The organism is Pseudomonas sp. FW305-25 (assembly GCF_017351415.1).
GTDB classification, from domain to species: Bacteria; Pseudomonadota; Gammaproteobacteria; order Pseudomonadales; family Pseudomonadaceae; genus Aquipseudomonas; species Aquipseudomonas chlororaphis.
Map to the genome: position 1 here is coordinate 23,479 of NZ_JACNDE010000047.1, position 22,193 is coordinate 45,671.

Annotated in this window: 21 protein-coding genes; 17 read left to right on the forward strand and 4 right to left on the reverse strand. The window is 65.0% G+C overall.

Translation table 11 applies throughout. The features are described from left to right. Positions 1–215 precede the first annotated feature (215 nt). A complete protein-coding gene (locus J4E58_RS28690) occupies positions 216–482 on the forward strand; it encodes a hypothetical protein (protein WP_007926479.1) in 267 nt (88 codons plus the stop codon). 264 nt (positions 483–746) lie between these two features. Here J4E58_RS28690 and paaX read toward each other — a convergent pair whose 3' ends face one another. Next, on the reverse strand, positions 747–1,670 hold the full coding sequence (paaX, locus tag J4E58_RS28695; protein ID WP_087091048.1) for a phenylacetic acid degradation operon negative regulatory protein PaaX: 924 nt from the start codon (positions 1,668–1,670) through the stop codon (positions 747–749). A gap of 87 nt (positions 1,671–1,757) precedes the next feature. Next, positions 1,758–2,354: a phenylacetic acid degradation protein PaaY gene (paaY, locus tag J4E58_RS28700; RefSeq protein WP_087091049.1), complete on the reverse strand. Its 597-nt coding sequence runs from the start codon at positions 2,352–2,354 to the stop codon at positions 1,758–1,760. Positions 2,355–2,711: 357 nt separating this feature from the next. On the opposite strand from paaY, the gene paaF reads away from it, so the two are divergent. From paaF to nhaB, 16 genes are all read left to right on the forward strand, one after another. Further along, positions 2,712–3,485, forward strand: coding sequence for a 2,3-dehydroadipyl-CoA hydratase PaaF (gene paaF / locus J4E58_RS28705; protein WP_087091050.1), 774 nt, complete (start codon positions 2,712–2,714; stop codon positions 3,483–3,485). 50 nt (positions 3,486–3,535) lie between these two features. Further along, complete coding sequence (gene paaG / locus J4E58_RS28710) at positions 3,536–4,327, forward strand: 2-(1,2-epoxy-1,2-dihydrophenyl)acetyl-CoA isomerase PaaG (protein WP_007926486.1); 792 nt, start codon at positions 3,536–3,538, stop codon at positions 4,325–4,327. A 2-nt stretch (positions 4,328–4,329) separates the two neighbouring features. Continuing rightward, positions 4,330–5,847 (forward strand): 3-hydroxyacyl-CoA dehydrogenase PaaH, encoded by a 1,518-nt coding sequence (paaH, locus tag J4E58_RS28715; protein WP_087091051.1) that lies wholly within the window; start codon positions 4,330–4,332, stop codon positions 5,845–5,847. Then, entirely contained in the window at positions 5,840–6,289 is a 450-nt protein-coding gene (paaI, locus tag J4E58_RS28720) for a hydroxyphenylacetyl-CoA thioesterase PaaI (protein ID WP_087091052.1), read from the forward strand. The genes paaH and paaI overlap by 8 nt, the downstream gene beginning before the upstream one ends. Next, a complete protein-coding gene (gene pcaF, locus J4E58_RS28725) occupies positions 6,282–7,487 on the forward strand; it encodes a 3-oxoadipyl-CoA thiolase (RefSeq protein WP_087091053.1) in 1,206 nt (401 codons plus the stop codon). Before paaI ends, pcaF begins: the two co-directional genes overlap by 8 nt. Before the next feature lie 104 nt (positions 7,488–7,591). Beyond that, on the forward strand, positions 7,592–8,914 hold the full coding sequence (paaK, locus tag J4E58_RS28730; protein WP_087091054.1) for a phenylacetate--CoA ligase PaaK: 1,323 nt from the start codon (positions 7,592–7,594) through the stop codon (positions 8,912–8,914). Between the two features lie 178 nt (positions 8,915–9,092). Beyond that, positions 9,093–10,082: a 1,2-phenylacetyl-CoA epoxidase subunit PaaA gene (gene paaA, locus J4E58_RS28735; RefSeq protein WP_007926503.1), complete on the forward strand. Its 990-nt coding sequence runs from the start codon at positions 9,093–9,095 to the stop codon at positions 10,080–10,082. 135 nt (positions 10,083–10,217) lie between these two features. Beyond that, complete coding sequence (gene paaB / locus J4E58_RS28740; RefSeq protein WP_007926505.1) at positions 10,218–10,499, forward strand: 1,2-phenylacetyl-CoA epoxidase subunit PaaB; 282 nt, start codon at positions 10,218–10,220, stop codon at positions 10,497–10,499. An 8-nt stretch (positions 10,500–10,507) separates the two neighbouring features. Continuing rightward, positions 10,508–11,269 carry a 1,2-phenylacetyl-CoA epoxidase subunit PaaC gene (gene paaC / locus J4E58_RS28745; protein ID WP_087091055.1) on the forward strand — a complete coding sequence of 254 codons (762 nt, stop codon included), beginning with the start codon at positions 10,508–10,510 and terminating at the stop codon, positions 11,267–11,269. After that, a complete protein-coding gene (gene paaD, locus J4E58_RS28750) occupies positions 11,256–11,789 on the forward strand; it encodes a 1,2-phenylacetyl-CoA epoxidase subunit PaaD (protein WP_087091056.1) in 534 nt (177 codons plus the stop codon). The genes paaC and paaD overlap by 14 nt, the downstream gene beginning before the upstream one ends. A gap of 24 nt (positions 11,790–11,813) precedes the next feature. Then, positions 11,814–12,890, forward strand: a complete 1,077-nt coding sequence (gene paaE, locus J4E58_RS28755) for a 1,2-phenylacetyl-CoA epoxidase subunit PaaE (protein ID WP_087091057.1) — start codon at positions 11,814–11,816, stop codon at positions 12,888–12,890. A gap of 172 nt (positions 12,891–13,062) precedes the next feature. After that, complete coding sequence (locus J4E58_RS28760; RefSeq protein WP_009043750.1) at positions 13,063–13,371, forward strand: DUF485 domain-containing protein; 309 nt, start codon at positions 13,063–13,065, stop codon at positions 13,369–13,371. After that, positions 13,368–15,014, forward strand: a complete 1,647-nt coding sequence (locus J4E58_RS28765) for a cation acetate symporter (RefSeq protein WP_087091058.1) — start codon at positions 13,368–13,370, stop codon at positions 15,012–15,014. The genes J4E58_RS28760 and J4E58_RS28765 overlap by 4 nt, the downstream gene beginning before the upstream one ends. 33 nt (positions 15,015–15,047) lie before the next feature. Further along, positions 15,048–16,301 (forward strand): OprD family porin, encoded by a 1,254-nt coding sequence (locus J4E58_RS28770; protein WP_087091059.1) that lies wholly within the window; start codon positions 15,048–15,050, stop codon positions 16,299–16,301. Between the two features lie 58 nt (positions 16,302–16,359). Continuing rightward, a complete protein-coding gene (paaZ, locus tag J4E58_RS28775) occupies positions 16,360–18,414 on the forward strand; it encodes a phenylacetic acid degradation bifunctional protein PaaZ (protein ID WP_087091060.1) in 2,055 nt (684 codons plus the stop codon). A 212-nt stretch (positions 18,415–18,626) separates the two neighbouring features. Next, complete coding sequence (gene nhaB / locus J4E58_RS28780; protein WP_087091061.1) at positions 18,627–20,129, forward strand: sodium/proton antiporter NhaB; 1,503 nt, start codon at positions 18,627–18,629, stop codon at positions 20,127–20,129. Between the two features lie 126 nt (positions 20,130–20,255). On the opposite strand, the gene J4E58_RS28785 is transcribed toward nhaB, so the two are convergent. Together J4E58_RS28785 and zwf are read right to left on the reverse strand one after the other, a co-directional pair. Then, positions 20,256–21,077 (reverse strand): Cof-type HAD-IIB family hydrolase, encoded by an 822-nt coding sequence (locus tag J4E58_RS28785; protein WP_087091062.1) that lies wholly within the window; start codon positions 21,075–21,077, stop codon positions 20,256–20,258. Then, positions 21,074–22,193 (reverse strand): glucose-6-phosphate dehydrogenase (gene zwf / locus J4E58_RS28790; RefSeq protein ID WP_207255347.1); only part of this gene is annotated, 1,120 nt, incomplete at its 5' end. The genes zwf and J4E58_RS28785, both read right to left, overlap by 4 nt.

The following is a 22,193-nucleotide window of genomic DNA, read 5'->3' on the forward strand; positions in this document are numbered from 1 at the left end:
TACATGGATCCAAAAGCCTGGTTTAATTGCCTGCGCCAATCTTTCATTCAGCTTTCAAAAGAAGGCTCTGAATCGCGGCTGTGAACAAAAGTTGTAAATTCTGGTCTTTCTATGTGACCTGATCCCTGGTTCGAGACATCAGTACAAGTAACCAGCCGAACGGTAAGCCCAACCGACGGCACATCATTTGATTGGGCACATAGAGAGAAGACCCCATGAACGCCCCGCTCCGTATCAACGAAGCACTTTTGATCGCCGACCGCGCATTCCAGCCATTCCAATGCGTCGCCTGGGCCCCACAAGACGGTAACGGCGAACTGAGCCTGACCGTCATCGACCGCACCAATACCCGTATTGGCCGCAAACAGATTCCAAGCAGCGCCTACTCCGACCCGGCGCAACTGGAAGACCTGCTGAAACAGGCCCGCGCCGAACTGAGCCAGGAAGGTTACACACTGCAATCCTGGGCCATGCCAGAGTAAGAACACGGACGCAGATTACCTTCGGGTGATCTGCGTTATTTTGTCGCAGTTGATATAGCCGCACTTTAGCCAGTTTGCAGAAAGTTCAACTTTCGCGGCCTGACTTGCCTCTCTCCCGCCTGTTTCCAGGCGAGTCTCCAGACATTCGTTAAAACCTCTTTATTACAGCCTTAGTCCGCGTCTGACATGGCGCTTTAGTATCTGCACATCAGGCATCCTCGATGCTCGAGTTGTTGCTGAGCGAGGGCTGCGCCTTGAAATGCCTTACTTCAAACCGCCAAAACGCCGATAGAAACTTTCGCCCACGTCGGGCAGCGGACCGTCGGCGTTTTCCAGTGCGTCGTTGAGCCATTCCTCGGCCTTGGCGTAGATCAGGCGATAGATGTTGCGGCAGAGCTGGCGCGCCGCCCGGCCTTCCCAGTCACCAGGGAGCAGCTCGTCTGGCAGTTGCGGATCGCGCAGCAGCAGTTTGCGGTACTCGTGAATCAGCAGCAGGCGCGCCAGGAAACAATCGGCCGGTTGCAGTTGCTCCTGCTCGCGCAGCGCTTGCCACAGCGGCCGGAACAGCTGGATGAACTCGCTGTAGTGAGCCGCCAGCTCATCGATGTTCCAGCTTTCGCGCACCTGCAGGCGCAACGCCTTGGAGGCCAGTACATCCTGGGCAGTGGTCTCGAACACAATGGTGTCTTCCTGGGCACCAAGGTCCACCAGGGTCGCGTTGATATCCGCCCGATCGCTGCGGGGACAGGCCAGCACCACCGGCGAAATCGCGCCAAAACCTTGCCATTCCAGCTCTTCGCGCACCTGCTTGCGCTTGTCCTGGCCAAGCTGCGACAGCATGACCAGGCACCAGGAACCATCCCAGGCCGGCACGCTGGCGTTATAGACACGCTTGAAGGCCTTGTCGAAACGCCGGCGACCGGTACCGGTCAGGCTGTAATAGCTGCGGCGCCCGACTTTCTCGGCGCTCAGCCAGCCTTCCTTGGTCAGGCGAAAGATCGAGGTGCGGATCAGCCGCTCATTGATGCCGATGGGTTCGAGCAACTGGATCAGGCTGCCCAGCCATACCGTACCGCCGTGGGGTTCGATGGCATCGCCGTACAGGGTAATGATCAGGGAGCTGGCGCGGATCGGCGTCTGCTCCTGGAAACGGGTCACGAGGTGATTCAACGGTGCTAGGGACGACATGGGCGTACCGGACAAAAAGGAAGAAATATACCGGGTTTCACCGGCTTGGAGTGGCCTGGAGCGCGCGACCCACTGTGCCCTGATTGTTCACTGGCCAGTATTTTTCGGGCGCAGGCCGCTGTCAGTGATGCGCGAGCGATGGGCTTCGGGCTCCGCGAGCGGCTCACAGACCTGCATCTGCTCCAGGCAGCGCCTGGCCAGCTGTTGATATTCACGGGTGCCGGCCTGCTTCCAGTGCAGCTCTTCGTCGCTGAGGCGGCGTTTGACGCTGGCCGGGGCGCCCATGACCAGCGACTGCTCCGCACACTCGAAGCCGGCCTTGACGAAGGCCGCCGCGGACACGAAGCAGCGTGGCGCGATCCGCGCGTTATCCATCACCACCGCGTTCATCCCCACCAGCGCATCGGCGCCGATCCGGCAGCCATGCAGCACCGCGCCATGGCCGATATGGCCGTTGCGCTCGACCACCGTGTCGCTGTCGGGAAAACCGTGCATCACACAGGTGTCCTGCAGGTTGGCCCCCTCCTCCAGCACGATCCGCCCGAAATCGCCGCGCAGGCTGGCCAGCGGGCCAATGTAGCAATGGGCACCGACTATCACGTCGCCGATCAGCACGGCGGACGGATGCACATAAGCACTGGGATGGACCACCGGGGTCAGGCCGTCGAGGCTGTAGCAGGTCATGAGGTACTCCTTGGCTAGGGCAGCAAGTCGAAACATTACGCAAAGCGATGCCGATCAGGATTTATTTTGTATCACATAAAGCTTAAACGAAAAAGCGAAAAACAGTATCGCGTCTTTGCTCAGCGAAGGCCACTAATCAAAGGCCATAACCCCAGTAAAATCCAGAAAATCACGACTTGATCGACCCTCTCCGTCCTGGCGCAACCGATTCAAACCCTCAACATAAAGACACAGCAATCGTATTTTAATATTGCTTTTATGTATCGTATTGGCGATATACTCGGCGAAAACCGGCTTCCCAGCCGATCCAATAATGACCCGGCCCTGCGCCGAGCGTGCACCGTGAGGGCATCCGCCATGCCTCAAACCCTTGCTGTCGAAAACCTCGACGACGGCGTTCGACTGATTACCCTGCAACGCCCCACCGCCCTGAATGCCCTGACCAGCGAATTGCTCGGCGAACTGGCGGCCGCCATGGACGCCGCCCAGGCCGATGACACTGTCCAGGTCGTGGTGCTGACCGGCAGCCGCAAGGCCTTCGCCGCCGGTGCCGACATCAATGAAATGGCCGAGCGCGATCTCACCGGCATCCTCAATGACCCGCGCCAGGCTTCCTGGCAGCGGATCACCGCCTTCAACAAGCCACTGATCGCCGCGGTCAACGGTTTCGCCCTCGGCGGCGGCTGCGAGCTGGCCATGCACGCCGACATCCTGATCGCCGGCGAGGACGCCCGTTTTGGCCAGCCGGAAATCAACCTCGGGATCATGCCCGGCGCCGGCGGCACCCAGCGCCTGCTGCGGGCGGTCGGCAAGTCCCTGGCCATGCAGATGGTCCTCGGCGGCGAGTCGATCGATGCCCGCCATGCCTTGCGCGCCGGTCTGGTCAGCGAAGTCACCCAACCGGAATTCACGGTCGAGCGTGCCCTGCAGTTGGCGCGGCTGATCGCCGGCAAGGCGCCGCTGGCCCTGCGCCTGGCCAAGGAGGCGCTGCTCAAGGCGCTGGACACCGACCTCGCCAGCGGCCTGCGCTTCGAGCGCCATGCCTTCACGGTACTGGCCGGCACCCGCGACCGCGAAGAAGGCATCCGTGCTTTCCAGGAAAAACGCCGGCCCCGCTTCACCGGCCACTAGGCCGCCGCAGCGGCCAACGACTCACACGACCTGTCAGAGAGCGCCAGAACATGAACTTCGAACACATCCTGTTTTCCGTCGAGGCAGGCGTCGCCCTCCTCAGCCTGAACCGCCCCGAGCAGCTCAACAGCTTCAATGCGCAGATGCATGGCGAGGTCCGCGAAGCGCTCAAGCAACTGCGCGCCAATCCCGAGGCCCGGGTGCTGCTGTTGACCGGCGAAGGCCGGGGTTTCTGCGCCGGTCAGGACCTGAGTGACCGCAACGTCGCCCCCGGCGCGGAGGTGCCGGACCTGGGCGAATCCATCGAACGTTTCTACAACCCGCTGATCCGCCAGTTGCGCGACCTGCCGCTGCCGGTGATCTGCGCGGTGAACGGCGTGGCCGCCGGGGCCGGGGCCAACATTCCCCTGGCCTGCGACCTGGTACTGGCCGGTCGTTCGGCGAGCTTTATCCAGGCGTTCTGCAAGATCGGCCTGATCCCCGACTCCGGCGGCACCTGGACCTTGCCGCGCCTGGTCGGCATGGCGCGGGCCAAGGCCCTGGCTCTGCTGGGCAATCGCCTGACGGCCGAACAGGCCGAGCAATGGGGCCTGATCTATCGCTGCGTCGAAGATGCCGAATTGCGTGATGAGGCCCTCAAGCTTGCGCGCCACCTGGCCACCCAACCGACCTATGGCCTGGCACTGATCAAGCGCAGCCTCAACGCCAGCCTGAACAACAGCTTCGACGAACAGCTGGAACTGGAAAAAGACCTGCAACGCCTGGCCGGACGCAGCGAGGACTACCGCGAAGGCGTGAGCGCCTTCATGGACAAACGCACACCGACCTTCAAGGGGCGTTGAACATGAACGCACTGACACCCCAGGCCCGCGTCGCGGTGATCGGCGCCGGCGCGATGGGCGCCGGCATTGCCCAGGTCGCGGCCCAGGCCGGCCACCCGGTATGGCTGCTGGACAACCGTCCGGGCGCCGCGGCGCAAGCCATCGCCGGCATCGACCGGCAACTCGCCAGGCGCGTGACCAATGGCAAGCTCGATGCTCAGGCGCACAGGGCGACCATGGCCCGACTGCAGGCGGCCGAAGCCATCGAGCAACTGGCCGACAGCGAGCTGATCATCGAAGCCATCGCCGAGAACCTCGAGGCCAAGCGCGAGCTGTTTCGCCAGCTGGAAAGCCTGTGCCGCGACAGCTGCATCCTCGCCAGCAACACCTCTTCGCTATCGATCACCCGCATCGCCGCCGGCCTGAAACGACCCGAACGCCTGCTGGGCCTGCACTTTTTCAACCCGGCGCCGGCCATGCCGCTGGTCGAGGTCGTCTCGGGACTGGCCAGCGACCGGCAACTGGCGCAGTGCCTGTACGACACCGCCACGAACTGGGGCAAACAGCCGGTGCACACCCGCTCCACCCCGGGCTTTATCGTCAACCGCGTGGCCCGGCCGTTCTACGCCGAAAGCCTGCGCCTGCTGCAGGAAGGCGCAGGCGACTGCGCCACGCTCGACGCCCTGCTGCGCGAGGCCGGTGGTTTTGCCATGGGCGCCTTCGAACTGACGGACCTGATCGGGCATGACGTCAACTACGCGGTGACCTGCTCGGTATTCGAGGCCTATTACGGCGACATGCGCTTTCAGCCATCGCTGATTCAGCAGGAGCTGGTGGATGCCGGGCACTTCGGACGCAAGACCGGCCAGGGTTTCTATGCCTATGCCGAGGGCGCCGAACGCCCCGCCCCCGTGGAGTTGCACAGCGAGCAGAACATCGAGCACTGCGTGGTCGAGGGCGACCTGGGGGTTGCCCAAGGTTTGCTGCAACGCCTGCGCGAGTCCGGTGTGCGTCTGGTCGAGCGTGATGGCCCTGGCCTGTTGCGGGTCGGCGATGCGGTACTGGCCGTCAGCGACGGGCGCCTGGCCAGCCAGCGCGCCCGCGACCACGGCTTGAGCAACCTGATCCTGCTGGACCTGGCGCATGACTACGCCAGCGCCGGTCGCCTGGCCATCGGTTGCTGCGCCGGCACCGACCCACTGGCCCGCGACCAGGCGGTGGCACTGTTGCAACGCGCCGGGTTCAAGGTCAGCCAGCTCAGCGACAGCCCGGGGCTGCTGGTCCTGCGCACCGTGGCGATGCTCGCCAACGAGGCCGCCGACGCCTTGCTGCAAGGCGTGGCCTCGGCGGCGGACATCGACCTGGCGATGCGCGCCGGGGTCAATTACCCCGAAGGCCCCCTGGCGTGGGCCGACCGCCTGGGCCTGCCAAGGGTGCTCGAGGCTCTGCAAAACCTGCAGGCCGCCTACGGCGAGGAACGTTATCGACCCTCCCTGCTGCTGCGTCGGCGGGTCACCGAAGGGAGAAACCTGCATGATTGACCACCCCGCCATGAGCCTGGCCAGCGCCTGCGCGCAGAGCCTGTTCAAACGCGACAACGCCAGCCAGGCCCTGGGCATGCGCCTATTGTCGGTAGCGCCCGGCACCGCCCGGCTGGGCATGAGCGTGCGCGAAGACATGCTGCAGGGCCACGGCACCTGCCACGGCGGCTTCCTGTTCGCCCTGGCGGACTCGGCCTTCGCCCTGGCCTGCAATACCTACGACGAAGCCACGGTGGCCATCGGCTGCAGCATCGACTACATCGCCCCGGCCCGCCTGGGCGACACCCTGACCGCCGATTGCATCGAGCAAAGCCGCAGCGGCCGCACCGGCAACTACGACGTGCGGATCGAAAACCAGCATGGCGTGCTGATCGCCCTGTTCCACGGCAAGTCCTACAAAGTGCGCGGCCCGGTGCTGGCGCAGGAGGCCCCCAATGAATGACGCCCTGATCATCGATGCAGTCCGCACCCCCATCGGCCGTTACGGCGGCGCCCTGAGCAGCGTGCGCGCCGACGACCTGGGCGCGGTGCCGTTGCGCGCACTGGTGCAGCGCAACCCCGGAGTCGACTGGAGCCGGGTCGATGAAGTGATCTACGGCTGCGCCAACCAGGCCGGCGAAGACAATCGCAACGTGGCACGCATGTCGGCGCTGCTGGCCGGGTTGCCGGTGGAGGTCCCCGGCACCACCCTCAACCGCTTGTGCGGCTCCGGCCTGGACGCCATTGGCAGCGCCGCCCGCGCCCTGCGTTGTGGCGAGGCCGGGCTGGTGCTGGCCGGCGGCGTCGAATCGATGTCCCGCGCGCCGCTGGTGATGGGCAAGGCGCAGACCGCGTTTTCGCGCCAGGCCGAGCTGTTCGACACCACCATTGGCTGGCGCTTCGTCAACCCGTTGATGGAACAAAGCTTCGGTATCGACTCGATGCCGGAGACCGCGGAAAACGTCGCCGCGCAGTTCGGCATTTCCCGCGCCGACCAGGACGCCTTCGCCCTGCGCAGCCAGCAGCGGGCCGCGGCGGCGCAAGCCAGCGGACGCCTGGCCAGGGAAATAGTCGCGGTGCCCATCCCCCAGCGCAAAGGCCCGCCGACCCTGGTCGAACACGACGAGCACCCAAGGGGCGACACCACCCTCGAACAATTGCAGAAGCTCGGCACGCCGTTCCGCCAGGGCGGCAGCGTCACCGCGGGCAACGCCTCGGGGGTCAACGACGGCGCCTGCGCCCTGTTGCTGGCCGACGCGATAACCGCGCAACGCTACGGCCTCAAGGCACGCGGCCGGGTGGTCGCCATGGCCACCGCCGGGGTCGAACCGCGGATCATGGGCATCGGCCCGGTGCCGGCCACGCGCAAGGTGCTGGAACTGGCCCGGCTGAGCCTGGCGGACATGGACGTGATCGAGCTCAACGAGGCGTTCGCCGCCCAGGGCCTGGCGGTGCTGCGCGAGCTGGGCCTGGCGGACGACGACGGGCGGGTCAACCCCAACGGCGGCGCCATCGCCCTGGGCCACCCCCTGGGCATGAGCGGCGCGCGCCTGGTGACCACCGCGCTGCACGAGCTGGAGCAGCGCCAGGGTCGCTACGCCTTGTGCACCATGTGCATCGGCGTGGGCCAGGGCATCGCGCTGATCATCGAACGACTTTAAGACGGGATACACCCGCGCCCGGAGCCCCCACGGGTATCCTGGGCGCAGGCACTCAGGAGCCGCCCGCCGGCGGCTCGATACACAACAATAATTCGAGTGAAGCCATGAACATGCCAATTGCCAAAGCCGTGCTTGATCCCCTGCTGGACCCGCTGGAGACCGCCAGCGTCGACCAGTTGCGCCAGCATCAACTGGAACGCCTGCGCTGGAGCCTGAACCACGCCTACCGCAATGTGCCGCTGTACCGCCAGCGCTTCGACAAGCTGGGCGTGCACCCGGACGACGTGCGCAGCCTGGAGGACCTGGCGCAGTTCCCGTTCACCAGCAAGTCCGACCTGCGCGACAACTATCCCTACGGCATGTTCGCCGTGCCGGTCCAGGACGTGGTGCGCCTGCACGCCTCCAGCGGCACCACCGGCAAGCCGACGGTGGTCGGTTACACCCAGAACGACATCGACACCTGGGCCAGGGTGGTCGCGCGCTCGATTCGCGCGGCCGGCGGCCGACGTGGCGACAAGGTCCATGTGTCCTACGGCTATGGCCTGTTCACCGGTGGCCTGGGAGCCCACTACGGCGCCGAACGCCTGGGCTGCACGGTGATTCCGATGTCCGGCGGCCAGACCGAAAAACAGGTGCATCTGATCAAGGACTTCCAGCCGGACATCATCATGGTCACGCCCTCCTACATGCTCAACATCGCCGACGAGATCGAGCGCCAGGGCATCGATCCGCAAAAACTCGCCCTGCGCCTGGGGATCTTCGGCGCCGAACCCTGGACCGCCGAACTGCGCAGCGCCATCGAACAGCGCCTGGGCATCACCGCGCTGGATATCTACGGGCTCTCGGAAATCATGGGCCCAGGCGTGGCCATGGAATGCGCCGAGACCAAGGACGGGCCGACCATCTGGGAGGACCACTTCTACCCCGAGATCATCGACCCGGTGACCGGCCAGGTGTTGCCGGACGGCCAGATGGGCGAGCTGGTGTTCACCTCGCTGAGCAAGGAAGCCCTGCCGATGATCCGCTACCGCACCCGCGACCTGACCCGCCTGCTGCCCGGTACCGCGCGACCCATGCGGCGTATCGACAAGATCACCGGGCGCAGCGACGACATGCTGATCATTCGCGGAGTCAACGTGTTCCCGACACAGATCGAGGAGCAGGTGCTCAAGGTCCGGCAACTCTGCGAATGCTACGAGATCCACCTGTACCGCAACGGCAACCTCGACAGCGTCGAGGTGCATGTGGAACTCAAGAACGAGCATCAACAGCTGGGCGACGAGCAGCAGAAAGCCATCTGCGACGAACTAAGCCGGCACATCAAGACCTACATCGGCATCAGCTCGCGTATCGTTTTGCGCCCGGCCTTTTCCCTCAAGCGCTCCGAGGGCAAGGCCAGCCACGTGATGGATAACCGGCAGAAATAAGCCATTCCAAGCTTAAAGCCCCGCTTCGGCGGGGCTTTTTTTTGCCCAAGGGAAAGCCTTCAATGAGCAAAGCGATACAAAACTATATACGACACGTTATTTTGTGTTTGATATTTACTTTTGTATCACATATAAAGTTCTCCATGCCCAGGCAATCCTTCACGGCAGGAGACGCACCATGTACGCACAGCTGGTAGAGACCGGAGTCAAAAGCATCAAGCCGCGTTCGGAGATGTCCGAACAGGAACGCGCCTTCCAGGACAAAATCGATTCGGAAATCAAGATCGAAGCCAAGAACTGGATGCCGGATGCCTATCGGCAAACCCTGATCCGGCAGATTTCCCAGCACGCCCATTCGGAAATCGTCGGCATGCTGCCCGAAGGCAACTGGGTGACCCGCGCCCCGACCCTCAAGCGCAAGCTGCAACTGATGGCCAAGATCCAGGATGAAGCCGGCCACGGCCTATACCTGTACAGCGCGATGGAAACCCTGGGCGCCGACCGCGACGAGGAAATCGCCAAGCTGCACAGCGGCCGCGCCAAGTACTCGAGCATCTTCAACTACCCGACGCTGAACTGGGCCGACATGGGCGCGGTGGGCTGGCTGGTGGACGGCGCGGCGATCGTCAACCAGGTGGTGCTGCAGCGCACCTCCTACGGCCCCTACTCCCGGGCCATGGTGCGCATCTGCAAGGAAGAGAGCTTCCACCAGCGCCAGGGCTACGAAATCCTCCTGACCATGATGCGCGAGGGCAACCAGGCGCAGAAGGACATGGTCCAGGACGCCATCAACCGCCTGTGGTGGCCGGCACTGATGATGTTCGGCCCCAGCGACGAACACTCGCCCAACAGCGCGCAGTCCATGGCCTGGAAGATCAAGCGCCAGAGCAACGACGAACTGCGCCAGCGCTTCATCGACCAGACCATCCCGCAGCTGGAACTGCTCGGCTGCACCTGCCCGGACCCGGACCTTAGGTGGAACGCCGAACGCGGCCACTACGACTTCGGCGAGATCCAGTGGGACGAATTCTACGAAGTGCTCAAGGGCAACGGTCCTTGCAACCAGGAACGCGTCGCTACCCGGCGCAAGGCCATCGAGGACGGCGCCTGGGTGCGCGAAGCCGCGGTCGCCCACGCCCGCAAGAAAACCAATAAAAACGCCGCGTGAACCGTAGCCGCTGCCGAAGGTTGCAATAAGGCCCGAAGGGCCTTCGAGGGCCTCAAGAGCGCGCCCCCTTCGGGGCCGATCGCAGCCTGCGGCAGCGGCTACATGAATTCAGCCCCCTGATGTGGAGTCACCGATATGTCCGAATGGACCCTCTTCGAAGTCTTCGTGCGCAGCAAGCACGGGCTCAACCACAAGCACGTCGGCAGCGTGCATGCCGCCGACAGCGCCATGGCCATCGAGAACGCCCGCGAGCTCTACACCCGCCGCAGCGAAGGCGTGAGCCTGTGGGTGGTGCCCTCGGCGCTGATCGTCGCCTCGTCCCCGGATGAAAAGGACCCGCTGTTCGACCCGGCGGACGACAAGGTCTATCGCCACGCCAGCTTCTACGAGCTGCCGGCCGAAGTCGGGCACATGTGAGGTCGACCATGAACACGCGAAGCGAATTGATCCAATACTTGCTGCGCCTGGGCGACAGCGCCCTGGTCCAGGGCCAGCGCCTGTGCCAGTGGTGCGGCCGCGCGCCGGCCCTGGAAGAAGAACTGGCGCTGATGAACGTCGGCCTCGACCTGGTGGGCCAGGCCCGCAACTGGCTGGACTACGCCGCCGAACTGCTGGACGACGGCCGCGATGCCGACCACCTGGCGTTCAGCCGCGACGAGCGGGCCTATCGCAACCTGCTGCTGGTGGAACAGCCCAACGGCGATTTCGCCGTGACCATGCTCAAGCAGTTTCTCTACGATGCCTGGCACCTGGAAGTGCTCAAGGGCCTGGCCCAGTCCAGCGACGAACGCATCGCCGGGATCGCCGCCAAGGCGGTGAAGGAAGTCACCTATCACCTGCGCCGCTCCAGCGAATGGGTCGAGCGCCTGGGCGACGGCACCGAGCACAGCCACCAGCGCATGCTGGAGGCGATTCCCCTGCTCTGGCGCTTCACCGTCGAGCTGATCGGCGGCGACGACAGCGAAAACCACCTGCACGGCGCCGGCATCATTGCCGACCCCGCGCAGGTCGCCAGCGCCTGGCAGGCGACGGTGGCGCGAATCTTCGCCAGCGCCACCCTGCCCCTGCCGCCGGCCCCCAGCCATTTCTACCTGGACGCCCGCCGCGGCCTGCACAGCGAACACCTGGGCATTCTGCTGGCGGAAATGCAGGCGCTGCCACGAGCGTACCCCGATGCGACCTGGTGAGCTGATTTCCAGCGACCGCGGCGCCCGTGCCCAGCAGCCGGGCGACCTGGAGGCGGCCTGGAACATCCTGGGCGCGGTCATGGACCCGGAGGTGCCGGTGGTCAGCGTGGTGGAGCTGGGCATCGTCCGCGACCTCGACTGGCACGACGGCCACCTGCAGGTGGTGGTCACCCCGACCTACTCCGGCTGCCCGGCCACCGAGGTGATCGAGGGCGATATCCGCGCGGCCCTGGAACTCGCCGGGTTTTCCGCGCCCCGACTGCAACGCCGGCTGACCCCGACCTGGAGCACCGACTGGATCACCGCCAGCGGCCGCGAACGGCTGCGGGCCTACGGTATCGCCCCGCCCGTGGGCAGTAGCAGCAAGCGCAGCCTGCTGGGCGAAAGCGCCGCCATCTGCTGCCCGCAATGTGGCAGCAGCCACACCGAACAGCTCAGCGAGTTCGGCTCGACCGCCTGCAAGGCGCTGTATCGCTGCCGGGACTGCTTGGAGCCGTTCGACTATTTCAAGTGCATCTGACGCCGTGTCAGTGGGAGAACAACCATGAGCAAATTCCACAGCCTGACCATCAAGGATGTGCGCAGCGAAACCCGCGACGCGGTGTCCATCGCCTTCGAGATTCCGCAGCACCTGCAGGACAGCTTTCATTTCACCCAGGGCCAGCATCTGGTGATGCGCACCCAGCTGGATGGCGAGGAAGTACGCCGTTCCTATTCGATCTGCGCCGGGGTCAACGACGGCGAGTTGCGCATTGCCGTCAAGCGCGTGGCCGGCGGGCGTTTTTCGGCGTTCGCCAATGAGCGACTCAAGCCCGGGCACTGCCTGGACGTGATGCCGCCCGCCGGGCACTTCCATGTCGAACTCGACCCCGCGCGCCATGGCCAGTACCTGGCGGTGGCGGCCGGCAGCGGCATCACACCGATCCTGTCGATCATCAAGAGCACCCTGGAAACCGAGCCCCACAGCCGCGTCACCCTGCTGTACGGCAACCGCGCAAGCTCCGCCGCCCTGTTTCGCGAACAGCTGGAAGACCTGAAGAACCGCTACCTGCAACGCCTGAACCTGATCTTCGTGTTCAGCCGCGAACAGCAGGACGTCGACCTCTACAACGGCCGGATCGACGCCGGCAAATGCGCCCGGTTGTTCTCCCGCTGGCTCGACGTCAAGGCCCTGGACGCCGCCTTCATCTGCGGCCCGCAGGCGATGACCGAAACCGTGCGCGACAGCCTGAAAGCCCATGGCATGGCCGCCGAGCGCATTCACTTCGAGCTGTTCGCCGCCGCGGGCAGCCCGCACAAGCGCGAGGCGCGCGAGGCGGCCCGGCAGCACAACGCGGCGATCAGCCAGATCACCGTGATCAGCGACGGTCGCGCCCTGGCCTTCGACCTGCCGCGCAACAGCCAGAGCATCCTCGACGCCGGCAATGCCCAGGGCGCCGAGCTGCCCTATTCGTGCCGCGCCGGGGTGTGCTCCACCTGCAAGTGCAAGGTGATCGAGGGCGAAGTGGAGATGGACAGCAACCACACCCTCGAGGACTACGAAGTGGCCGCCGGGTACGTACTGTCGTGCCAGTCGTTCCCGGTCAGCGACAAGGTGGTGCTGGACTTCGACCAGCTCTGACCTGTGGCCGCTGCCGGAGGCGGCGATCGACTTGGGCGGCACTCCGACGAAGCGGGTGCACGGTCTTGAGATCGCTGAAGGCCTTCGGCCTTATCGCAGCCTCCGGCAGCGGCTACAGAAAAAATTCACCGCGTTTCAAGCAAAACAAAAACAACATCAAGAGAGCGCTCCCATGACCCCGCAAGACATCGAACAGATCCGCCAGCACCCCGACTTCATCCAGCTGGTGCGGCGCAAACAGAACCTCTACTGGTCCCTGACCCTGGCCATGCTGGTGATCTACTACGGCTTCGTGCTGCTGGTGGCGTTTTCCCCCAGCACCCTGGGGCGCTCGCTCAGTGGCGGGGTGACCACGGTGGGCATGCTGGTGGGCGTGGCGATCGTGCTGCTGGCCTTCGCCCTCACTGGCTTTTACGTCTATCGCGCCAATAACGTGATCGACCCGCTGAACGAAAAGCTCAAGCAGGAGTGCGCCCAATGAAGCGCTTGTTGGCGTTGTTCGCCCTGCCGTGCCTGTTCGCCACCGACCTGGCGCTGGCCGCCGAAGGCAGCGCGCGCCCCTTGAACTGGAACGCCATCGGCATGTTCCTGGTGTTTGTCCTGTTCACCCTCGGCGTCACCCGCTGGGCCGCCCTGCGCACCCGCTCGGCCAGCGACTTCTATACCGCCGGCGGCGGCATGAGCGGCTTGCAGAACGGCCTGGCGATCGCCGGCGACATGATCTCCGCGGCGTCCTTCCTGGGCATCTCGGCGATGATGTTCCTCAACGGCTACGACGGTTTGCTATACGCCCTGGGCGTGCTCGCTGGCTGGCCGATCATCCTGTTCCTGATCGCCGAACGCCTACGCAACCTGGGCCAGTACACCTTCGCCGACGTGGTGTCCTACCGCCTGGAACAGACCCCGGTGCGCCTGACCTCGGCCTTCGGCACCCTGACCGTGGCCCTGATGTACCTGGTGGCGCAGATGGTCGGCGCCGGCAAGCTGATCGAGTTGCTGTTCGGCATCAGCTACCTCTATGCAGTGATGCTGGTCGGGGTGCTGATGGTGTTCTACGTGACCTTCGGCGGCATGCTCGCCACCACCTGGGTGCAGATCATCAAGGCGGTGATGCTGCTGTTCGGCACCAGCTTCATGGCGTTCATGGTGCTCAGGCATTTCGGCTTCAGCACCGAGGCGATGTTCGCCGGGGCCAGCGCCGTGCACGCCAAGGGCAGCGCGATCATGGCCCCGGGCGGGCTGCTGTCGAACCCCATCGACGCCATTTCCCTGGGCCTGGGCATGATGTTCGGCACCGCCGGCCTGCCGCATATCCTGATGCGTTTCTTTACCGTCAGCGACGCCAAGGAAGCACGCAAGAGCGTGTTCTACGCCACCGGTTTCATCGGCTACTTCTATCTGTTGCTGATCGTGGTCGGCTTCGGCGCGATCGTCATGGTCGGCACCGATCCTTCGTTCCGCGACGCCAGCGGCGCGATCATCGGCGGCGGCAACATGATCGCCGTGCACCTGGCCCAGGCGGTGGGCGGCAACCTGTTCCTCGGCTTCATCTCAGCGGTGGCCTTCGCCACCATCCTCGCGGTGGTCGCCGGCCTGGCGCTGTCCGGGGCCTCGGCGGTGTCCCACGACCTGTACGCCTGCGTGCTGCGCAAGGGCCAGGCCAGCGAGCGGCAGGAAATGCGCGTGTCGCGCATCGCCACCCTGTGCATCGGCGTGCTGGCGATCGTCCTCGGCCTGCTGTTCGAGTCGCAGAACATCGCCTTCCTCTCCGGGCTGGTGCTGGCCATCGCCGCCTCGGTGAATTTCCCGGTGCTGTTCCTTTCGATGTTCTGGAAAGGCCTGACCACCCGCGGCGCGGTGACCGGCAGCCTGGCCGGACTGGTGTCGGCGATCGTGCTGCTGGTGCTGAGCCCGGCGGTCTGGGTCAACGTGCTGCATCACGAACGGGCGCTGTTCCCCTATTCCAACCCGGCGCTGTTTTCCATGAGCCTGGCGTTCCTCAGTGCCTGGCTGTTCTCGGTGACCGACACCTCGGCGCGGGCCGAACTGGAGCGTGGCCGCTACCTCGCGCAGTTCATCCGCTCGATGACCGGCATTGGCGCTTCCGGCGCCAGCAAACACTGAACCCGTTCCGATCGATGACAGGGAATAACAACAATGAACCCCGTTTCCATCGCCTCACCGAAACACCTGCTGCCGGCCATAGCCTCGCTGGGCCTGGGCCTGTTCACCTGCAGCGTACAAGCCGACTTCATCAGCGACAGCAAGGCACGGATCGAAATGCGCAACCACTACATCAACCGTGACTTCCGCCAGGCCAACGCCGCGCAGTCCAAGGCCGAGGAATGGGCCCAGGGCTTCACCGCGCGGATCGAGTCCGGCTACACCGAGGGCACCCTGGGTTTCGGCCTGGACGCCCTCGGCGAGCTCGGGCTCAAGCTCGACTCCAGCGCGGATCGCCGCGGCACTGGCCTGCTGCCGTTCGGCCCCAACAGCCACGAACCTGCGGACGAGTTCAGCGAACTGGGCCTGACCGGCAAGCTGCGCCTGTCGAAAAGCGTCTTGAAGATCGGCACCCTGCAACCGCTGCTGCCCGTGGCGACTTACAACGACACCCGCCTGCTCGGCTCGACCTTCCAGGGCGGCCTGCTGACCAGCCAGGAAATCAGCGGCCTGACCCTGAATGCCGGGCGCCTGACCGAAGCCAACCTGCGGGACTCCTCGAGCAACGACGACATCGGTTATGGCGCCGCCCGCAGCGATCATTTCGACTTCGCCGGTGGCAGCTACGCCTTCAACCCGCAACTGAGCCTCAGCTACTACTACGGCAAGCTCGAACAGATCTATCGCCAGCAGTACCTCGGCCTGCTGCATACCCAGCCCCTGGGCGGCGGCTTCAGCCTGCGCAGCGACCTGCGCTACTTCGACAGCCGTGGCGACGGCGCCGAGCGCGCCGGGCGGATCGACAACCGCAACTTCAACAGCATGTTCAGCCTGATCAAGGGAGCGCACAAAATCAGCGCCACCTGGCAGCAGCTGTCCGGTGACAGCGCCTTCCCGTTCCTCAACGGCGGCGATCCTTATGTGGTCAACCTGGTGACCTACAACACCTACACCCGTGCCGAGGAAGACTCCTGGCAGCTGCGCTACGACTACGACTTCGCGGCCATGGGCCTGCCCGGCCTGACCTTCATGACCCGCTACACCGACGGCCGCCACGTCAAGGCGGGCAACATCGACAACGGCCGCGAGACCGAACGCGACACCGACATCACCTACGTGATCCAGAGCGGACCGCTGAAGGACCTGAGCATCCGCTGGCGCAACGTGACCTTTCGTTCGGGCAACGGCCTGACCACCGACCTCGACGAGAACCGCCTGATCCTCGGCTACACCCTGGCTCTTTGGTAAACCCCGCCGGCGCGGTCGCTGGCCGCGCCGGCCTCATTCATCATCCGGAGGAATCGTGATGCCTCACGCCCCTACCCTGCAAAGCTTCATCGCCGGCCGCTGGATTGGCCAACACGGCGCCCAGGTGCTGCGCAGCGCCATCGACGGCCACGAACTGGCCCGCACCCACGAAGAGCGCCTGGATTTCGCCGAGGCGCTCGACCATGGCCGGCGCCAGGGCATCGCCTCCCTCATGGCCCTGGACTTCCAGCAGCGTGCCCAGCGGCTCAAGGCGCTGGCGCTGTACCTGAGCGAACGCAAGGAACAGCTGTACGCCATCTCCCACCACAGCGGCGCCACCCGCGCCGACAGCTGGATCGACATCGAGGGCGGCAACAGCACCCTGTTCACCTATGCCAGCCTGGGTTCGCGGGAACTGCCCTCGGGCAATATCGTCCACGAAGGCCCGGCGCTGCAGTTGAGCAAGCTCGGCAGTTTCGCCGGCACCCATATCCTGGTGCCCCGCGGCGGCCTGGCGGTGCATATCAACGCCTTCAACTTCCCGATCTGGGGCATGCTGGAAAAATTCGCCCCCAGCTTCCTCGCCGGCATGCCGTGCATCGTCAAGCCGGCCACCGCCACCAGCTACCTGACCGAAGCCGTGGTGCGCCTGATGGATGAATCGGGGCTGTTGCCCGCCGGCAGCCTGCAATTGGTGATTGGCGACACCGGCGACCTGCTCGATCGCCTGCAGGGCCAGGACGTGCTGACCTTCACCGGCTCGGCCGACACCGCGGCCAGGCTGCGCGCCAACCCGCAGCTGATTCGCAACTCGGTGCCGTTCAATGCCGAGGCCGACTCGCTGAACTGCGCAATCCTCGCCCCGGACGTGAGCCCGGACGACGAAGAGTTCGAGCTGTTCATCAAGGAAGTGGCCCGGGAAATGACCACCAAGGCCGGGCAGAAATGCACCGCCATTCGCCGCGCCATAGTGCCGACCCGGCACCTCGACGCGGTTGCCAGCCGCCTGCGTGACAGGCTGGCCAAGGTGGTGGTCGGCGATCCGGCGGTGGAAGGCGTGCGCATGGGCGCGCTGGCCTCCCACGACCAGCAACGGGACGTGGCCGAACGCCTGGAGAGCTTGTTGCAGAGCAGCGACCTGTTGTTCGGCGCCCGCGACGGCTTCGAGCCGCGCGGGGCAAACACCCGAGAGGGCGCGTTCTTCGCCCCGACCCTGCTGCAGGCCCGCGACCCGCATGCCGAAGGCGGCGCCCACGATATCGAGGCCTTCGGCCCGGTCAGCACGCTGATGGCCTATGACGACCTCGACGAAGCCCTGGCCCTGGCCGCGCGAGGCAAAGGCAGCCTGGTGGCCAGCCTGGTGACCCGCGATCCACGCATCGCCGCCAAGGCCATCCCGGTGGCCGCGGCCTGGCACGGTCGCCTGCTGGTGCTGGACCGCGAATCCGCCGCCGAATCCACCGGCCATGGCTCGCCGCTGCCGCAGCTCAAGCATGGCGGCCCGGGCCGCGCCGGCGGCGGTGAAGAACTCGGTGGCCTGCGCGCGGTGAAGCACTACCTGCAACGGGCGGCGGTGCAAGGCTCGCCGACCATGCTGGCGGCGGTCACCGGCGAATACGTGCGTGGCGCCAAGGTCATCGAGACCGAGGTGCATCCGTTCCGCCGGTTCTTCCAGGACCTGCAGATCGGCGAGTCGTTGCTGACCCACAGACGCACGGTGACCGAGGCCGACCTGGTGAACTTCGGCTGCCTGTCCGGCGACCACTTCTATATGCACTTCGACGAGATCGCGGCCAAGGAGTCGCAGTTCGGCAAGCGCATCGCCCATGGTTACTTCGTGCTGTCGGCGGCGGCCGGGCTGTTCGTGTCCCCGGCGCCGGGCCCGGTGCTGGCCAACTATGGCCTGGACACCCTGCGTTTCATCAACCCGGTGGGCATCGGCGACACCATCCAGGCGCGCCTGACCTGCAAACGCAAGATCGACCAGGGCAAGCAGAGCCCGCAAGGCATCCCCCAGGGTGTGGTGGCCTGGGACGTGGAGGTCAGCAACCAGCTGGGTGAACTGGTGGCCAGCTACGACATCCTGACCCTGGTGGTCAAACGCGAAGACTGACCGCGCGCCCAGATCGCCGACACACCTCAAACTTGTAGGAGCGAGCTTGCTCGCGATGACGGCCTGCAGAACGACATCGAAGGGCCTCATCGCCAGCAAGCTGGCTCCTACAAAAGCCCAGGTCAGTATTTGTGGCAAAAGATTTCAGAGTTTCTTGATCTTCACCGGTGCTTGCGGCAAGTTGCGCGCTTCTTCAATACAAGGAGCAGCCAATGTCCGGTTCACTGGCCCAGGCTTTCACCCACAACTTTCTCGGCCATTCACCGCGCTGGTACAAAGCCAGCATCCTCGCCTTCCTGCTGCTCAATCCCTTGCTGCTGTTCACGGTCGGCCCGGTGGCGGCCGGCTGGATGCTGGTGGCCGAGTTCATCTTCGCCCTGGCCATGGCCCTCAAGTGCTACCCGTTGATGCCCGGCGGCCTGCTGGTGCTGGAAGCCGTGGCGCTGGGCATGACCACGCCCCAGGCGCTGTACGACGAACTGGTGCATAACTTCCCGGTGATCCTGCTGCTGATGTTCATGGTGGCCGGCATCTATTTCATGAAGGAGCTGCTGCTGTTCCTGTTCTCCCGGCTATTGCTGGGGGTACGTTCCAAAGCGCTGCTGGGTCTGCTGTTCTGCTTTCTCTCGGCCTTCCTCTCGGCGTTTCTCGATGCCCTGACGGTGACCGCGGTGATCATCAGCGCCGCGGTGGGCTTCTATTCGGTGTATCACCGGGTGGCGTCCGGCAACGACCCGCGCCAGGACAGCGAATTCAACGACGACCGGCACTTGCCGCAACTGCATCACCAGGACCTGGAACAGTTCCGCGCCTTCCTGCGCAGCCTGCTGATGCATGGCGCGGTGGGCACCGCCCTGGGTGGCGTCTGCACCCTGGTGGGCGAGCCGCAGAACCTGCTGATCGGCCATGAAATGGGTTGGCACTTCGCCGACTTCTTCCTCAAGGTCGCCCCGGTGTCCCTGCCAGTGCTGGTGGCCGGGCTGGTGACCTGCGTGCTGCTGGAGAAACTGCGCTGGTTCGGCTACGGCACCCTGCTGCCGGACAACGTGCGCGCGGTGCTGGCCAACTACGCCGCCGAAGACAACGCCGAACGCACCGACCGGCAACGCGCGGCGCTGCTGGTACAGGGCGTGGCGGCGCTGATCCTGATTGCCGCGCTGGCCCTGCACATCGCCGAGGTCGGCCTGATCGGCCTGATGGTGATCGTGCTGATTACCGCGTTCACCGGCATCACCGACGAGCACCGCCTGGGCAGCGCGTTCAAGGATGCGATGCCGTTCACCGCCCTGCTGGTGGTGTTTTTCGCGGTGGTGGCGGTGATTCACGACCAGCAGCTGTTCACCCCGCTGATCCAGTGGGTGCTGGCGCTGCCGGCGAGCCAGCAGCCGGGCATGCTGTTTATCGCCAACGGGCTGTTGTCGGCCATCAGCGATAACGTGTTCGTCGCCACCATCTACATCACCGAAGTGAAACAGGCCTTCGCTTCCGGACTGATGAGCCGCGAACACTTCGAAACCCTGGCGGTGGCGATCAACACCGGCACCAACCTGCCGAGCGTGGCCACGCCCAACGGCCAGGCGGCGTTCCTGTTCCTGCTGACCTCGGCGATCGCGCCGCTGGTGCGCCTGTCGTATGGACGCATGGTGTGGATGGCGTTGCCCTACACCGTGGTGATGGGGGTGCTGGGCTGGTATGCGGTGAGCTACTGGCTGTAAGGATGTAGCCGCTGCCGTAGGCTGCGATCGACCCGCAGGGTCGCGGCGGTCTCCAGATCGCTGAAGGCCTTCGGCCTTATCGTCCGAACGCGGCCCGAGCCTGCGGCAGCGGCTACAGGTTTTGCATTAGCGCGGCAGGATAAATCGTTCGATCGCCTCGGCGGCGCCATCCACGACATTGCTGCCCGTCACCAGGTCGGCCTGGCGTTTCACCGCCGCTTCGGCCTGGCCCATGGCAATCGACAACCCGGCCTGCTGGAACATCGCCGGGTCGTTGCCGCCATCGCCCAGCGCCGCGGTGCGCGCAAGTGGCACCCCGAGAAACTCCGCCAGGGTGATCAGCGCCTGCCCCTTGTTGGCCTGCAGCGCCGTCACATCCAGGTACACCGGCTGCGAACGGGAGACCTGCGCCTGCCCACCGACCTGTTCCAGCAAACGCGCCTCCAGTTCCACCAACAGTTCAGTGTCGGCACTGGCGGCGACTATCTTGTCGATGCGCGGCAGGTAGTCCTCGAAGCTCTCCACCACCACCGGCGGATAACCCAGGCCATGCTGCTCGCGCGGCACCATCGGCCCGTGGGGATTGCGCAGCAGCCATTCACCGTCGGCAAACACCCAGACTTCGACTTCCGGCTGCGGCGACAACAGCGCCAGGACAGTGTTGGCGACCGCTACCGGCACATGGTGACGCACCAGGAAACTGCCATCGGGGTTGACGAGGGTGCCGCCATTGAACGCCGCGGTCGGCAGGTCGACGCCCAGGGCTTCGATCTGCTGCAACATGGCCCGCGGCGGCCGCCCGGTGGCGAGGCTGAAGAACACCCCGGCTTCGCGCAGCGCGCGCACCGCGGCGATGGTGCGCTGGCTCAGGCTGTGATCGGGCAGCAGCAAGGTGCCGTCCATGTCGCTGAGCAGGAACTGGATGGGATGCTGCCCCTCGCCCCTCATCCGAGGCTGTGCCATTCACGGCCGTCGCGGGTCAGCAACTCGTCGCCGGCCGCCGGTCCGTCTTCACCGGCCCGGTAGATATGCACCTTGGCCTTTTCCTTCCAGGCATCGAGGAACGGCTGCACCGCGCGCCAGCCGTTTTCGATGTTGTCGGCGCGCTGGAACAGGGTCTGGTCGCCAGTCAGGCAATCGTAGATCAGCGTCTCGTAGCCGGTGGAAGGCTGCATCTCGAAGAAGTTCTTGTAGGCGAACCCCAGCTCGATATTGGCCATCTCCAGGGTCGGCCCGGGCTTTTTCGCCAGCAGGTCGAACCACATGCCTTCATTGGGCTGGATCTGGATGCGCAGGTAGGTCGGCTGCAAGTGGTCGACCTCGGTATCGCGGAACTGCGCGTACGGCGCAGGCTTGAAGCAGATGGCGATCTCGGTGTCGCGCACGCTCATGCGCTTGCCGGTGCGCAGGTAGAACGGCACGCCGACCCAGCGCCAGTTGTCGATCATCACCTTGAGGGCGACGTAGGTTTCGGTGTTGCTGTCCGGGGCTACGTTGGCCTCTTCGCGGTAGCCGGCCACCGGCTTGTCGCCCGCCTTGCCCGCCACGTACTGGCCACGCACTGAGTTGGCCAGGGCCTCTTCGGTGCTCCAGGGACGAATCGCCCCCACCACCTTGGCCTTTTCGCCGCGCACCGCGTCGGCGCCGAAGGCTGCCGGCGGTTCCATGGCGACCATCGCCAACAGCTGGAACAGGTGATTGGGCACCATGTCGCGCAGGGCGCCGGTGTTTTCATAAAAGCTGCCACGGGTTTCCACCCCGACGGTTTCCGCCGCGGTGATCTGCACGTGGTCGATGTAATGGTTGTTCCAGAAAGCCTCGAACAGGCTGTTGGAGAAGCGGCTGACCAGAATGTTCTGCACCGTCTCCTTGCCCAGGTAATGGTCGATCCGATAGATCTGCTTCTCGCTCATCACCTTGAGCAGGCATTCGTTCAGCGCTTGCGCGGTGTGCAGGTCGGAGCCGAACGGCTTCTCCACCACCACCCGGCGAAACGCGTTGTCCCCTTCGACCAGCAACCCCGACGCCCCCAGGCGCTGCACCACTTCACTGAAGAAGCGCGGT

Excerpts from the sequence above, each read along its gene's own strand:
- J4E58_RS28690 (WP_007926479.1), top strand. The coding sequence starts at position 216 with ATGAACGCCCCGCTCCGTATCAACGAAGCACTTTTGATCGCCGACCGC.
- paaX (WP_087091048.1), bottom strand. The coding sequence starts at position 1,670 with ATGTCGTCCCTAGCACCGTTGAATCACCTCGTGACCCGTTTCCAGGAG.
- paaY (WP_087091049.1), bottom strand. The coding sequence starts at position 2,354 with ATGACCTGCTACAGCCTCGACGGCCTGACCCCGGTGGTCCATCCCAGT.
- paaF (WP_087091050.1), top strand. The coding sequence starts at position 2,712 with ATGCCTCAAACCCTTGCTGTCGAAAACCTCGACGACGGCGTTCGACTG.
- paaG (WP_007926486.1), top strand. The coding sequence starts at position 3,536 with ATGAACTTCGAACACATCCTGTTTTCCGTCGAGGCAGGCGTCGCCCTC.
- paaH (WP_087091051.1), top strand. The coding sequence starts at position 4,330 with ATGAACGCACTGACACCCCAGGCCCGCGTCGCGGTGATCGGCGCCGGC.
- paaI (WP_087091052.1), top strand. The coding sequence starts at position 5,840 with ATGATTGACCACCCCGCCATGAGCCTGGCCAGCGCCTGCGCGCAGAGC.
- pcaF (WP_087091053.1), top strand. The coding sequence starts at position 6,282 with ATGAATGACGCCCTGATCATCGATGCAGTCCGCACCCCCATCGGCCGT.
- paaK (WP_087091054.1), top strand. The coding sequence starts at position 7,592 with ATGAACATGCCAATTGCCAAAGCCGTGCTTGATCCCCTGCTGGACCCG.
- paaA (WP_007926503.1), top strand. The coding sequence starts at position 9,093 with ATGTACGCACAGCTGGTAGAGACCGGAGTCAAAAGCATCAAGCCGCGT.
- paaB (WP_007926505.1), top strand. The coding sequence starts at position 10,218 with ATGTCCGAATGGACCCTCTTCGAAGTCTTCGTGCGCAGCAAGCACGGG.
- paaC (WP_087091055.1), top strand. The coding sequence starts at position 10,508 with ATGAACACGCGAAGCGAATTGATCCAATACTTGCTGCGCCTGGGCGAC.
- paaD (WP_087091056.1), top strand. The coding sequence starts at position 11,256 with ATGCGACCTGGTGAGCTGATTTCCAGCGACCGCGGCGCCCGTGCCCAG.
- paaE (WP_087091057.1), top strand. The coding sequence starts at position 11,814 with ATGAGCAAATTCCACAGCCTGACCATCAAGGATGTGCGCAGCGAAACC.
- J4E58_RS28760 (WP_009043750.1), top strand. The coding sequence starts at position 13,063 with ATGACCCCGCAAGACATCGAACAGATCCGCCAGCACCCCGACTTCATC.
- J4E58_RS28765 (WP_087091058.1), top strand. The coding sequence starts at position 13,368 with ATGAAGCGCTTGTTGGCGTTGTTCGCCCTGCCGTGCCTGTTCGCCACC.
- J4E58_RS28770 (WP_087091059.1), top strand. The coding sequence starts at position 15,048 with ATGAACCCCGTTTCCATCGCCTCACCGAAACACCTGCTGCCGGCCATA.
- paaZ (WP_087091060.1), top strand. The coding sequence starts at position 16,360 with ATGCCTCACGCCCCTACCCTGCAAAGCTTCATCGCCGGCCGCTGGATT.
- nhaB (WP_087091061.1), top strand. The coding sequence starts at position 18,627 with ATGTCCGGTTCACTGGCCCAGGCTTTCACCCACAACTTTCTCGGCCAT.
- J4E58_RS28785 (WP_087091062.1), bottom strand. The coding sequence starts at position 21,077 with ATGAGGGGCGAGGGGCAGCATCCCATCCAGTTCCTGCTCAGCGACATG.